Here is a 12,544-nt window from a genome sequence, read left to right as displayed (position 1 = left end):
CACGCAAACGTGATTTCGCCGAGAGCGCGCGTGAAGGCATACTCTCCTTTGCATCAGCGAAAGAGGAGAAATGCCATGAAGACAGTTCTCGCAGTCGCAGTCATGCTTGGCCTTTCGGCATCCGCGGCCCTTGCGGATTGCGCCTGGCACAACAAGGTCTCGGCGGAAGCCAAGGTCGACAAGACGATCACGACCGCAAGCGTCACCACGACGGAAAAGCAGTCCCGCCTTCCGGCGGATGCGGACCTGATCATTCCGAACGACCAGAAGAAGCCTGTCGTCGAGGAATAATGCGTTTCGAGCCGTCTCGCCTTTCGGGGCGGCTCGCCCTTATCCCTTCTTGCGGGCTTTCGCCTTGGCCTTGCGCTGTTCCTCGCTTTCGAGGAGCTGCAGCGTCTTTTCCGGCGGCGTGACGAGGCCGACAGAGATGATCAGCTTGGCGGCATCCTCGGCGCTCATGTCGAGCGGCACGATCTTTTCCCGCGGTACATAGACGAGGAAACCGGCCGTCGGGAACGGCGTCGGCGGCAGGAAGCAGGCGACCATGTCCTTGCCCATGGACTTGAACTTCGTCGCGATCTCGCCGCGCGCATCCGTCGCCACGAAGACGACGGACCAGAGGCCGGCGCTCGGATATTCGATCATCGCCGCCTTGTTGAAGGAATTGCCCTTGTCCTTCAGCACCGTCTCGAAGATCTGCTTCAGGCTCTTGTGCACCGTGCGCACCAGCGGCGTGCGGTTGAAGAGCGAATCGCCGAATTCCACGATAGTGCGGCCGATCAGGTTCTTCCCGAGGAAGCCGATCAGCGTGATCAGCACGAGCGCGATCAGCAGGCCGAATCCGGGAATGGCGAATTGCAGGTAGCTTTCCGGGTTGTAGCGCGCCGGAATATAGGGCTTCACCCAGCTATCGGCCCAGCGGATGAAGGTCCAGGTCAGCCAGATGGTGATGGCGATCGGCGCGCAGATGACGAGGCCGGTCAGGAAATTGTTGCGCAGCCGCATGGCGAGCGACTGTCTCGGAACGAGGTCGGTCATCTGATGTCCAGCGTAGGGCGGGCGTGGGAGGGCGCTCAGCCGTAGAAACCCGGATGATAGGAAACGGTTCCCTCGCCGTAAACCGGAGAAAACGCCACACGCATGAAATACTCGGGCGGCACCCCGTCGAGCGTCAACTTTGGATCAGCCGCAAAGCCGAAACGGCCGTAATAGGCAGGATCGCCGAGCAGCACGCAGCCCGCCGCACCGAGCGCTTCCAGACGCGCAAGCCCCTCGCGCACCAGCCCGCCGCCTATCCCCCCGCCCTGCCGGGACGGATCGACCGAGATCGGCCCGAGCCCGTACCAGCCCGCGCTGCCGTCGGACACCGAAACCGGGGAAAATGCGACATGGCCGACGATAGCCCCGCCCTCCTCGGCCACCAGCGAAAGCGTCAGGGCGCCGGCCGCGCGCAGGCGGTCTATGATCAGGTGCTCCGTGCCGTCGGCATGGGGCGCGGTCCTGAAAGCCCTTTCCGTCAGCGCGCGGATGGCGTCGATATCGTCCTCGCGCTCCGGCCGGACGATCATTCGACGGTGACCGACTTGGCGAGGTTGCGCGGCTGGTCGACGTCCGTGCCCATGAAGACGGCGGTGTGGTAGGCGAGAAGCTGGATCGGCAGCGAATAGATCATCGGCGAGATGATCTCGTTGACATCGGGCAGCACGATGGTCGCCATGGTCGGCAGCCTGGAGGCGGCCGCGCCCTTCTCGTCGGTGATGAAGACGATCCGGCCGCCGCGGGCCGCCACTTCCTGCATGTTCGAGACGGTCTTCTCGAAGAAGCGGTCGTGCGGGGCGATGACGATGACCGGCATGTTCTCGTCGATCAGCGCGATGGGTCCGTGCTTCAGCTCGCCGGCGGCATAGCCCTCGGCGTGGATATAGGAGATCTCCTTGAGCTTCAGCGCGCCTTCCATGGCGAGCGGATAGCTGGTGCCGCGGCCGAGATAGAGCACGTCCTTGCACTTGGAGAGGTCGCGCGAAAGCTGCTCGATGGCCGGCTGGATGGTGTTGAGCACGCTCGCCATGATGCGCGGCATCTCGGCGAGGTGGCGCACCAGCTCCTTCTCCTCGGCTTCACTGATCGTGCCGCGCGCCCGGCCCGCGCCGATGGCAAGCGCCGCAAGGACGGCGAGCTGGCAGGTGAATGCCTTGGTGGAGGCGACGCCGATCTCGGGGCCGGCGAGGATCGGGAAGACGGCGTCCGATTCGCGGGCGATGGTCGATTCCTTCGCATTGACCACCGCGCCGATCTTCAGGCCATGCTCCTTGCAGTAGCGCAGCGAGGCGAGTGTATCGGCCGTCTCGCCGGACTGAGAGATGAAGAGCGCGGCGGAGGCCGGGTTCAGCGGAATCTCACGGTAGCGGAACTCGGAGGCGACGTCGATCTCGACCGGCAGGCGCGCATAGCGCTCGAACCAGTACTTGCCGACGAGGCCGGCGAGATAGGCCGTGCCGCAGGCCGAAATGGCAAGGCTCGGCACCTTGGCGAAGTCGATGCCGCCGGCGACCGGGCGCACCGTATGCGCGAGGAAATCGACATAGTGGCTGAGCGCATGGGAGATCGCCTCCGGCTGCTCATGGATCTCCTTTTCCATGAAATGCCGGTGGTTGCCCTTGTCGATGAGATAGGCGGCGGCGGACGAGATCTGCTTCGGCCGCTCGACGCGGTTGCCGTCGATATCGAAGATGAAGGCGCCGTCGCGGCCGATCACCGCCCAGTCGCCGTCGACGAGATAGCTGATCTCGCTGGTGAAGGGCGCGAGCGCGATGGCGTCGGAGCCGAGGAACATCTCGCCCCGGCCATGGCCGATGGCAAGCGGCGGGCCGCTGCGCGCGGCCATGATGGTCGACGGGTCGTCCTCGAAGATCACCGCGAGGGCATAGGCCCCGGTGACGCGCCGCAGCATGGCATGCATCGCCTCGCGGCGGCCCAGCCCCTCGCGGCGGAACTTCGCGACAAGCTGCGCGACGACTTCGGTATCCGTCTGCGTGGTGAAGGTCGCGCCGCCGGCGATCAGTTCGTCCTTGATTTCGGAGAAATTCTCGATGATGCCGTTGTGCACGACGGCGACTCCATCGACGAAATGCGGATGGGCATTGCCTTCCGTCGGTGCGCCGTGCGTCGCCCAGCGCGTATGGGCGATGCCGATGGTGCCGTCCAGCGGCTCTTCCGAAAGGCGCTTTTCGAGGTTGAACAGCTTGCCCTCGGCGCGGCGGCGGGCGAGCCTGCCGTCGACGATGGTGGCGACGCCCGCGGAATCATAGCCCCGGTATTCGAGGCGCTTCAGGGCATCGACAAGCCGACCGGCGACAGGCTGGTTTCCGACGATACCGACAATTCCGCACATTGCGCGCTCCAATCTCTATCCGACGCATTTCATTGCGTTCTTTTCGTAGAGTTTTTTTCCTGCGGCGCAACACGGCCGCGCTCACTTTCGATTGCAATCGTTAACGTGGGCGCGCCCAATCGGCGAATTACGTCGCCGCCTTCTTTTTCGCATCCTTGAGCGCCTTGTTGCGCTCGCGGATGAGGACGGCCCTGCCCTCCTTGTTTTCCTGCCGCGCCCGGCCGAAGGCGACGGCATCGTCCGGCACGTCCGCGATGACCACGCTGCCGGAGGCGACATAGGCCCCGTTGCCGATGGAGACCGGGGCGACGAGCGCCGAATTGGAGCCGATGAAGGCATCCGTGCCGATGCGCGTCACATGCTTGTTGATGCCGTCGTAATTGCAGGTGATGGTGCCGGCGCCGATATTCGTGCGCGCGCCGATGAAGGCATCGCCGATATAGGTGAGATGGTTGACCTTGGCGCCCGCCCCGATCTCCGCCTTCTTCACCTCGCAGAAATTGCCGACCTTCGCGCCCTCGCCGAGATTGGCGCCCGGCCGCAGGCGCGCATAGGGGCCGACCTCGGCGCCGGCCGAGACATGCGCGCCCTCGATATGCGAGAAGGAATGGATGAGAGCACCGCTCTCGACGCTCACGCCCGGCCCGAAGACCACGTTCGGCTCGATGGTCACGTCGCGGCCGATCTTCGTGTCATAGGCGAGGAACACCGTTTCCGGCGCGATCATCGACACGCCGTCGAGCATCATCTCGTGGCGGCGGCGCTGCTGCCAGAGCCGTTCGATCACCGCCAGCTCGGCGCGCGTGTTGCAGCCGGTCAGTTCCTCCTCGGGCGCTTCCACGGCGATTGCCCGGCCGCCGGCCGCGCGCACCACCTCGACGATGTCGGTGAGATAGTATTCGCCCTTGGCATTGCTGTTGCCGATCCGGCCGATCAGGTCGAGCGCCTTGCGCCCGTCGATGGCCATCAGGCCGCCGTTGCAATAGGTGATGGCGCGTTCGGCCTCGCTCGCATCCTTGTGCTCGCGGATGGCCAGAAGCTCACCGTTCTCGACGATCAGCCGGCCGTAGCCCGTCGGACCGGCCGTCTCGAAGCCGATCACCACCACATCCGCGCCATTGGCAAGCCCGTCCCGCGCGGCGATCAGCGGCGCTTCGGTGATGAGCGGCGTATCGCCGAAGACGACGAGCACGTCGTCGTAGCCCCTGGCGATCGCCTCGCGCGCCGCGAGCACGGCATGGGCGGTGCCGAGCCGTTCGGTCTGGATATGGACGGTGCTGCTGACCGCCTCGTTCCGGGCGGCGATCTCGACCTTTTCCGCATCGCGCCCGAGCACCAGCGCGATATCGGCAATGCCGGCCTTGGCCAGCGCGTCGACGACATGCGCGATCATCGGCCGGCCGGCGACCGGATGCAGCACCTTGGACTGCGCGGACTTCATCCGCGTGCTTTCGCCGGCGGCCAGGATGACGGCCAGGCAGTTGCGCTTCGTCCGGTCTGCGGTCATGGGAATCCCTCGTTCACCCGTATTCGACGCCGTTCCTTAGAGCATTTCCGCTTTTCTCCAAATCGCGAAAACGCTCTAACTCTTTATTTTAACGCAATTCCGGACGCAAAACCGCTTCGCACTTTTGCTGGAATTGCTCTAGCAAAAAAGCGCGGCGGGAGACAAAGGGATTCCTCCGCGCCTCAGTTCGCGCTGCTGCGCAGGCGGCTTTCCGTGAGCTGGCCGCTCTCGTCGAGGATCGGATAGGCGACGGAGACGAGATGCGCGTTGACGCGCTTCAAGTCGCGCAGCATGTCGAGATGCAGCGAGCTCGTCTGGAGGCTGTCGAGCCGGCCGTCGCGCAGCCGTTCGAGGTGGCGCTCGGACGACTGCTTCTCCATGCGCCGCACATCGACCTTCACTTCCATGAGCTGGCGGGCAAGGCCCGTGTCGCGCGTGACGAAGATCGTCTGGGCGATGCGCAGGTTCTCGATGGTCAGGTTGAAGAGGTTGGCGAGCTCCTTGTAGCCGTCCTCGGAGAATTTCAGCCCGTTGACGATCTTCTTGCGCACCTGCTCCTGCAATCCCTTCTCAATGATGTCGCCGACATGTTCGAGATTGATGGCATAGTCGATGATGATGATCGAGCGCGCCGCGCTCTCGCCGCTGACGCCCTGCCGGCCGAGCCGGGAGAGATAGATCTTCACCTCCTGCTGCAACGCGTCGACCTGGTGCTCCAGCTCGCCGATGTCCTTCAGCGGCGAAAGGTTGTTCTCGTTGAAGGCGCGCATGGTGCGGATGAGCATGGCCTCGATGAGATCGCCGACGCGCAGCACCTCGCGCGTTGCGCCGGACAGCGCGACGACCGGGGTCGAGAGCGCCGAATCGTCGAGATATTTCGGCCCGGTGTCTTCCGGCTTCTCCTCCGGCACCAGCTTTTCCATGAGGCGCGACAGCGGACCGGAGAGCGGCCAGAACACGAGCGCGACGACGATATTGAAGGCAAGGTGCACATCGACCGGCAGCTTGGTCGCCGGAAGCGGCAGCGCCGCCAGGAGATCGGCGACCTGCCCGGCGAAGGGCAGCACGATAAGGCAGCCGATGCCGCGCACGAGGAGGTTGCCGAGCGTCACGCGCCGCGCGGAGGCAGCCGCCTTGAGCGTCGCGATGACCGGCGGCACGGCGCCGCCGAGATTGGCGCCGAGGACGAGGATCACCGTCAGCGCCGGCGACAGGATGCCCATCGCCGCCAGCGACAGGATGAGCACGACCACCGCGAGGCTGGACGAGGAGATGATGGCGAGCACGGTGGAGAAGGCGAGCGCGGCGGGCCATGCATCGCCCAGCAGCGTCAGGAAGGCGGCAAGCGCCGGCGACTGGCGCATCGGCTCCGTCGCGAGGCTGAGGAGATGCAGCGAAAGCAGCATCAGGCCGATGCCGACGAGGGCCGAGCCGAGACCCTGCCGCGCCGAGGAGCCGGACGATTTGTAGAACACGACGCCGACGAGGATGATCAGCGGCGAGATCGATTCGATGCCGGTCGCCACCAGCCAGGCGGTGACGGCGGTGCCGATATTGGCGCCGAGCAGCACGATCTGCGCCATGCGGGCCCGCACGAGGTTCTTTTCCACGAAGGAGGCGATCATCAGCGCCGTCGCGGTCGAGCTCTGCAGCGCGACGGTGGCGACGAAACCGGCGAAGAAGGAGCGGAACGGCCCGCGCGTGCCGAGCGCCAGCCCGGATCGCAACTTGACGCCGAAGGCCCGCGTCATGCCGTCCTTGACCAGTGCGAGGCCGAAAAGCAGCAGCGCGACCGCGCCGAAAAGGTTGATCATGACGATCGTGGATTCCACGTCTGCTCTCCTTCCTGCATGGGCCAGCGCGCTGACTCACTGCAGCGATCTCGCATCCGACCACGAATTCTCAAATTATGACAGGGGAATTCAGCCGGAATATGCCAATAATTTCAGAAAATTTTGATTTGCCGGCAAACAAAATCGGCGAGGTCTGACCGATTTGCGGCATCGCGCATTTTGCCCGCCATTGCACCCCGTCATTCCGCATGTTCCGCGGACTTCAATTCCCGCAAACTTTCCGTTAAGAGACGATCTCCGGCCGCATGGCCGCCGCTATGAGGAAATTGAGACGATGCTCGAAACGCTGAGACACGCCGCCCAGACCTGGGTGGCAAAAGCCCTGATGATCGTTCTGGTCGGTTCGTTCGCGATTTGGGGTGTTTCGAACACGGTCGTCACCGGCGGTTCGAACGCCGTCGTCACCGTCGGCGACGTCAAGGTCTCGCCCACCGACTTCCGCCTCGCCTACGAGCGCCAGGTCGCCACCATGTCGCAGCGCTTCGGCATGCGGCTGAACGCCGAGCAGGCCCGTGCCTTCGGCGTCGAGAACCAGGTCTTCGCCGAGCTCGTCGCGGGTGCCTCGCTCGACCAGCTTTCGCGCGACATGAACCTCGGCCTTTCCGAAGGCCGCCTCGCCCGCCTGATCGCCGACGACCCGGCCTTCCGCGGCGTCAACGGCCAGTTCGACCGCACCGCCTTCTCCGCCATCCTGCGCAATGCGGGCCTGCGCGAGAACGACTATATCAGCAACCGCAGCCAGGTCGCCATCCGCACCCAGGTCGTGGAAGCCGTTTCCGACGGCTACAAGGCGCCCGACGTGCTGACCAATGCGCTGCGCCAGTACCGCAACGAAGCACGCACCATCGACTACCTCTTGCTCAGCAACGCCAATATCGACCCCGTGAAGGCGCCCGGCGACGACGTGCTCGCCCCCTGGTTCGAGCAGAACAAGGCGAAGTACCGCGCGCCGGAATACCGCAAGTTCGTCTATGTCGCGCTGGAGCCGAAGGACATCGCGGATGCCTCCACCATCACCGAGGACGCGCTGAAGGCCGAATACGAGCGCGTCAAGGAGAAATACCGCACGCCCGCCACGCGCACCGTCGAGCAGCTGACCTTCAAGGATCGCGCCAGCGCCGATGCCGCCGCCGTCAAGCTCGCCTCCGGCACGACCTTCGACGCGCTCGTTGCCGAAGAAGGCAAGACCGCCGCCGACGTCCTGCTCGGCGATTTCACCAAGGAGAACATGCCGGACCAGAAGCTGGCCGACCCCGCCTTCGCCGTGCCCGAGAACGGCGGCACGACGCCGGTCATCGACGGCACCTTCGGCCCCATCATCCTGCGCGTGACCAATATCCGCCCGGAAACGATGAAGACCTTCGAGGACGTCAAGGAAGAGCTGCGCGGCGAGCTTGCCCTTTCGGAAGCCGCCGACGGCATCCTCGCCGTCCACGACCGCCTCGAGGACAGCCGCGCGGATGGCCTCACCCTCGAGGAAGCCGCCGCCAAGAACAACCTGAAGGCCGTGACCATCGAGGCCGCCGACGCCCAGGGCAACGACCAGAAGGGCGACGAGATCGCCGGACTGCCGGAAGAATCCGCCCTGCTCGGCGAGGTCTTCAAGACGGATGTCGGCATGGAGACCCAGCCGATCAATGTCGGCCGCGAAGGCTATGCTTGGTTCGAGGTGCTCGACGTGATCCCGGAACGCGACCGCACGCTCGACGAGGTACGTGAGCGCGTCGTCGCCGACTGGACGGCCGAGCAGCAGCGCCAGACCCTCGCCAAGAAGGCCGAGGAACTGGCCGAGCGCGTGCGCAAGGGCGGCGATCTTGCCGCCATCGCCGCAGAGCTCGGCATGGTCGTCGAAAACAAGGTAGGCCTTCATCGCGGCGCGCAGGATCCGGTGCTGAGCCCGGCGGCCGTCGCCGCCGCCTTTGCCGGTCCGCTCGGCCAGGTCGCCGCCGCGCCCGGCGTCGACGGCGAGGGCCAGATCCTGCTGAAGGTCACCGAGGTGAACGCGGACGCCGCGACCGACGCGCTCTCGAACGACGAGCAGCAGATCGTCGCCGTCGCCCGCACCAGCGGCGACGACATCCTCGACCAGATGGTCAGCTCGCTGCAATCGGCCTACGGCGTCTCCATCAACCGCACGCTCGCCGAGCAGAGCATCGCGCGATAAGGCAGAAAGGCACCGCATGTCCGATCTGAAACCCTATATCGCCAAGGTCGCCACCGGCGCCACGCTCGATCGCGAGGAGGCGCGCGGCGCCTTCGAGATCATCATGTCGGGCGCCGCCACGCCCTCGCAGATCGGCGGCTTCCTAATGGCGCTGCGCGTGCGCGGCGAGACCGTGGACGAGATCTACGGCGCCGTCGGCTCCATGCGCGCCCGCATGCTGCCGGTCGACGTGCCGGCGGATGCCATCGACATCGTCGGCACGGGCGGCGACGGCGCGGGCACCTACAATATCTCGACGCTGGCGGCGATCATCGTCGCGGGCGCCGGCGTTCCCGTCGCCAAGCACGGCAACCGGGCTCTCAGCTCCAAGTCGGGCACCGCGGACGCCCTCTCCTGCCTCGGCGTGAAGCTCGATATCGGCCCGGCCGAGATCGCCCGCTGCGTGCACGATGCCGGCCTCGGCTTCATGTTCGCCCAGCTCCATCATCCCGCGATGAAGCATGTCGGCCCCTCGCGCGTCGAGCTTGGTACGCGCACCATCTTCAACCTGCTCGGCCCGCTCTCCAATCCGGGCGGCGTCAAGCGCCAGCTCCTCGGCGTCTTCTCGCCGCAATGGCTGGTGCCGATCGCCGAGGTGATGCGCGATCTCGGCTCGGAAAGCATCTGGGTCGTGCATGGCGAGGGCCTCGACGAGATCACCACGACCGGCACCACGCAGGTCGCCGCCCTCGAAAACGGCAAGATCCGCACCTTCGAGCTGACGCCCGCCGATTTCCGCCTTTCGCAGGTCAAGCTCGACGACCTTCGCGGCGGCGACGGCATGCACAATGCCGCCGCCCTCCTCTCGGTGCTGGGCGGCGCGCACATGCCCTACCGGGACATCTCGCTCGCCAATGCCGCCGCTTCGCTGGTCATTGCCGGCAAGGCGGAGACGCTGGCGGAGGGCATGAAGCTCGCCACGCAATCGCTGGAAAGCGGCCGCGCCAGCGCCGCGCTGGAACGTCTCGTTACGGTTTCCAACGAGGGACAGGCGGAGTAGGATTGGCCATGACCGACATCCTCAAGAAGATCGAAGCCTACAAGCTGGAGGAGATCGCCGCCGCCAAGGCGCGCGTCGCCCCTGCCGAGCTTCGCGCCCGCATCCGCGACCAGGAGCCGCCGCGCGGCTTCTTCGCAAGCCTCAGGGACCGGAAGGCCGAAGGCCGCTTCGGCCTCATCGCCGAGATCAAGAAGGCAAGCCCCTCCAAGGGCCTCATCCGGCCGGATTTCGATCCGCCGGCGCTCGCCAGGGCCTATGAGGCCGGCGGCGCGGCTTGTCTTTCCGTGCTCACCGACACGCCGAGCTTTGAGGGCGCCCCGGAATTCCTGACGGCCGCCCGTCAGGCCTGCGCCCTGCCCGCTCTGCGCAAGGATTTCATGTTCGACAGCTACCAGGTGCTGGAAGCGCGCGCCTGGGGCGCGGACTGCATCCTCATCATCATGGCCTCGCTCAGCGACGATGCCGCGAAGATGCTGGAGGACGCCGCCTTCTCGCTCGGCATGGACGTGCTGATCGAGGTGCATGACGAAGCGGAGATGGAGCGCGCGCTCAAGCTGAAATCCAAGCTCGTCGGCGTCAACAACCGGAACCTGCGCACCTTCGAGGTGGATCTCGCCGTTTCGGAAAAGCTCGCCGGCATGGTGCCGGAAGACCGGCTGCTCGTCGGCGAAAGCGGCATCTTCACCCATGCCGACTGCGAGCGCCTCGGCAAGGTCGGCATCTCCACCTTCCTCGTCGGCGAAAGCCTGATGCGCAAGGACGACGTGACCGCCGCCACGCGCGCGCTCCTCACCGGCAAGGCCGGCATGCTGGCGGCCGAATGATGGCCGGGGACGGCCGGACACTCACCCATATCGACGCTTCCGGCGAGGCCAACATGGTGGATGTCGGCGACAAGGCCGAGACGGTGCGCGTCGCCGTCGCCGAAGGCTTCGTGCGCATGGCCCCGGCGACGCTCGACCTCATCCTCAAGGGTGACGCGAAGAAGGGCGACGTGATCGGCACGGCGCGTCTTGCCGGCATCATGGCCGCCAAGCAGACGTCGAACCTCATTCCCCTCTGCCACCCGCTGATGCTGACAAAGGTCGCCGTGGACATTCGCGAGGACCGCACGCTTCCGGGCCTGCGCATCGAGGCAATGGCGAAGCTCACCGGCCGCACCGGCGTCGAGATGGAGGCGCTGACGGCCGTCAGCGTCGCCTGCCTCACCATCTACGACATGGCCAAGGCCGCCGACCGGGAGATGGAGATCGGCGGCGTGCGCCTGCGCGAAAAATCCGGCGGCCGCTCCGGCGACTACAAGCGCGGAGACGCATGATGTCCCTCCTGCCCGTTTCCGATGCCCTCGGCCGCCTGCTTTCCGCGGCAAGGCCCGTGCAACGGACGGAGACGGTGCGCCTCCACGAGGCCGCGGGCCGTGTGCTCGCCGAGGACGTCGCCGCCCGCCTCACCCAGCCGCCTTTCGACAATTCCGCCATGGACGGCTATGCCGTCCGCCATGAGGACATCGCCGAACTCGGTTCCGTCCTCAAGATCGCCGGCACCTCCGCCGCCGGCCATGCCTTCGAGGGAACGGCAGGTCCGGGCGAGGCCGTGCGCATCTTCACCGGCGCCCCCTTGCCCGCTTTCGCTGACACGGTTCTCCTGCAGGAAGACGCGGAACGGCTGGAAGACGGCCGCATCCGCACCACCTTCCTCACGCCGAAGGGCCGCCATATCCGCCCGCGGGGCCAGGATTTCTTCGAAGGCGATATCGTGCTGCACGCCGGCGACGTGCTCGATCCCGGCCGCCTGACCGTCGCCGCCGCGATGAACCATGCGGCGCTGGCCGTCTATGCCCGCCCGCGCGTCGCGGTCCTGGCGACCGGCGACGAGCTCGTGCCGCCCGGCGCATCCCCCGGCGCAAGCCAGATCATCGCCTCCAACACCTACGGCGTCTCGGCTATCGCCCGCGAGGCCGGCGCGGAGATCGTCGATCTCGGCATTGTCGGCGACGACAAGCAGGCTATCCTCGAAGCGGTGCGCAATGCCCTGTCGCTCGACATCGACGTGCTGGTGACGCTGGGCGGCGCCTCCGTCGGCGATTTCGACCTCGTCCAGCCGGTGCTCGGCGAGGCCGGCATGGAGCTCGATTTCTGGCGCATCGCCATGCGGCCCGGAAAGCCGCTGATGGTCGGCCGGCTCGGCCCGGTTCAGTTCGTCGGCCTGCCCGGCAATCCCGTCTCCAGCATGGTCTGCTCGCTGCTCTTCCTGGAGCCGCTGGTCCGCCGCCTCGCCCACCTGCTGCCGAAGAGCCGCCGGCACGAGGCGATCGCCGCCGTGCCGCTCCGCGAGAACGACCATCGGCAGGACTATGTCCGCGCCCGCATCGCCCGCGGCCCGGCCGGCGAGCTCCTCGTCACACCCTTTGACAAGCAGGATTCCTCGATGATGAAGATCTTCGCCGAATCCGAAGGGCTGCTGATCCGCGCGCCGCACGCGCCCGCCGCTAACGCCGGCACCCCCTGCGACGTCCTCCTCCTGCGCGAGCCCGCAGCCTGAGCGGCATTATTGTTTCAGCGGCCCCTTGCGGAACACATATGGAACAGAT

Annotated in this window: 11 protein-coding genes; 6 read left to right on the top strand and 5 right to left on the bottom strand. The window is 66.2% G+C overall.

From position 1 onward, the window contains the following. Positions 1 to 75: 75 nt before the first annotated feature. Positions 76 to 291, top strand: coding sequence for a hypothetical protein (locus tag ACZ1A1_RS06225; RefSeq protein WP_463619206.1), 216 nt, complete (start codon positions 76 to 78; stop codon positions 289 to 291). A 39-nt stretch (positions 292 to 330) separates the two neighbouring features. Here the strand turns inward: ACZ1A1_RS06225 and ACZ1A1_RS06220 are convergent, their stop codons facing one another. The 5 genes from ACZ1A1_RS06220 to ACZ1A1_RS06200 all read right to left on the bottom strand — a co-directional run bounded on the left by ACZ1A1_RS06220 (position 331) and on the right by ACZ1A1_RS06200 (position 6,730). Continuing rightward, the gene (locus ACZ1A1_RS06220) at positions 331 to 1,038 is read right to left on the bottom strand and encodes a DUF502 domain-containing protein (protein ID WP_415212844.1); all 708 of its coding nucleotides are present in this window, start codon (positions 1,036 to 1,038) and stop codon (positions 331 to 333) included. Between the two features lie 35 nt (positions 1,039 to 1,073). Next, the gene (locus ACZ1A1_RS06215) at positions 1,074 to 1,568 is read right to left on the bottom strand and encodes a GNAT family N-acetyltransferase (protein ID WP_463619205.1); all 495 of its coding nucleotides are present in this window, start codon (positions 1,566 to 1,568) and stop codon (positions 1,074 to 1,076) included. Beyond that, positions 1,565 to 3,391: a glutamine--fructose-6-phosphate transaminase (isomerizing) gene (gene glmS / locus ACZ1A1_RS06210; RefSeq protein WP_463619204.1), complete on the bottom strand. Its 1,827-nt coding sequence runs from the start codon at positions 3,389 to 3,391 to the stop codon at positions 1,565 to 1,567. Before glmS ends, ACZ1A1_RS06215 begins: the two co-directional genes overlap by 4 nt. A gap of 127 nt (positions 3,392 to 3,518) precedes the next feature. Further along, complete coding sequence (gene glmU / locus ACZ1A1_RS06205; protein WP_463619203.1) at positions 3,519 to 4,898, bottom strand: bifunctional UDP-N-acetylglucosamine diphosphorylase/glucosamine-1-phosphate N-acetyltransferase GlmU; 1,380 nt, start codon at positions 4,896 to 4,898, stop codon at positions 3,519 to 3,521. Between the two features lie 182 nt (positions 4,899 to 5,080). Next, positions 5,081 to 6,730: a Na/Pi cotransporter family protein gene (locus ACZ1A1_RS06200; protein ID WP_415212848.1), complete on the bottom strand. Its 1,650-nt coding sequence runs from the start codon at positions 6,728 to 6,730 to the stop codon at positions 5,081 to 5,083. Positions 6,731 to 7,025: 295 nt separating this feature from the next. On the opposite strand from ACZ1A1_RS06200, the gene ACZ1A1_RS06195 reads away from it, so the two are divergent. The 5 genes from ACZ1A1_RS06195 to ACZ1A1_RS06175 are packed head-to-tail and all read left to right on the top strand — an operon-like array spanning position 7,026 to position 12,495. Continuing rightward, positions 7,026 to 8,915: a peptidylprolyl isomerase gene (locus ACZ1A1_RS06195; RefSeq protein ID WP_463619202.1), complete on the top strand. Its 1,890-nt coding sequence runs from the start codon at positions 7,026 to 7,028 to the stop codon at positions 8,913 to 8,915. Between the two features lie 16 nt (positions 8,916 to 8,931). Then, positions 8,932 to 9,954 carry an anthranilate phosphoribosyltransferase gene (gene trpD / locus ACZ1A1_RS06190; protein ID WP_463619201.1) on the top strand — a complete coding sequence of 341 codons (1,023 nt, stop codon included), beginning with the start codon at positions 8,932 to 8,934 and terminating at the stop codon, positions 9,952 to 9,954. A gap of 8 nt (positions 9,955 to 9,962) precedes the next feature. After that, complete coding sequence (gene trpC / locus ACZ1A1_RS06185) at positions 9,963 to 10,778, top strand: indole-3-glycerol phosphate synthase TrpC (RefSeq protein ID WP_313194958.1); 816 nt, start codon at positions 9,963 to 9,965, stop codon at positions 10,776 to 10,778. Beyond that, positions 10,778 to 11,272, top strand: a complete 495-nt coding sequence (gene moaC / locus ACZ1A1_RS06180) for a cyclic pyranopterin monophosphate synthase MoaC (protein ID WP_463619530.1) — start codon at positions 10,778 to 10,780, stop codon at positions 11,270 to 11,272. The genes trpC and moaC overlap by 1 nt, the downstream gene beginning before the upstream one ends. Continuing rightward, complete coding sequence (locus ACZ1A1_RS06175; RefSeq protein ID WP_463619529.1) at positions 11,272 to 12,495, top strand: molybdopterin molybdotransferase MoeA; 1,224 nt, start codon at positions 11,272 to 11,274, stop codon at positions 12,493 to 12,495. The genes moaC and ACZ1A1_RS06175 overlap by 1 nt, the downstream gene beginning before the upstream one ends. Positions 12,496 to 12,544 lie beyond the last annotated feature (49 nt).

It is taken from the genome of Shinella sp. R2-11 (genome assembly GCF_055330205.1).
The sequence above is the reverse complement of the archived record's forward strand: the minus strand, read 5'-3'. Positions and strand labels throughout refer to the sequence as shown.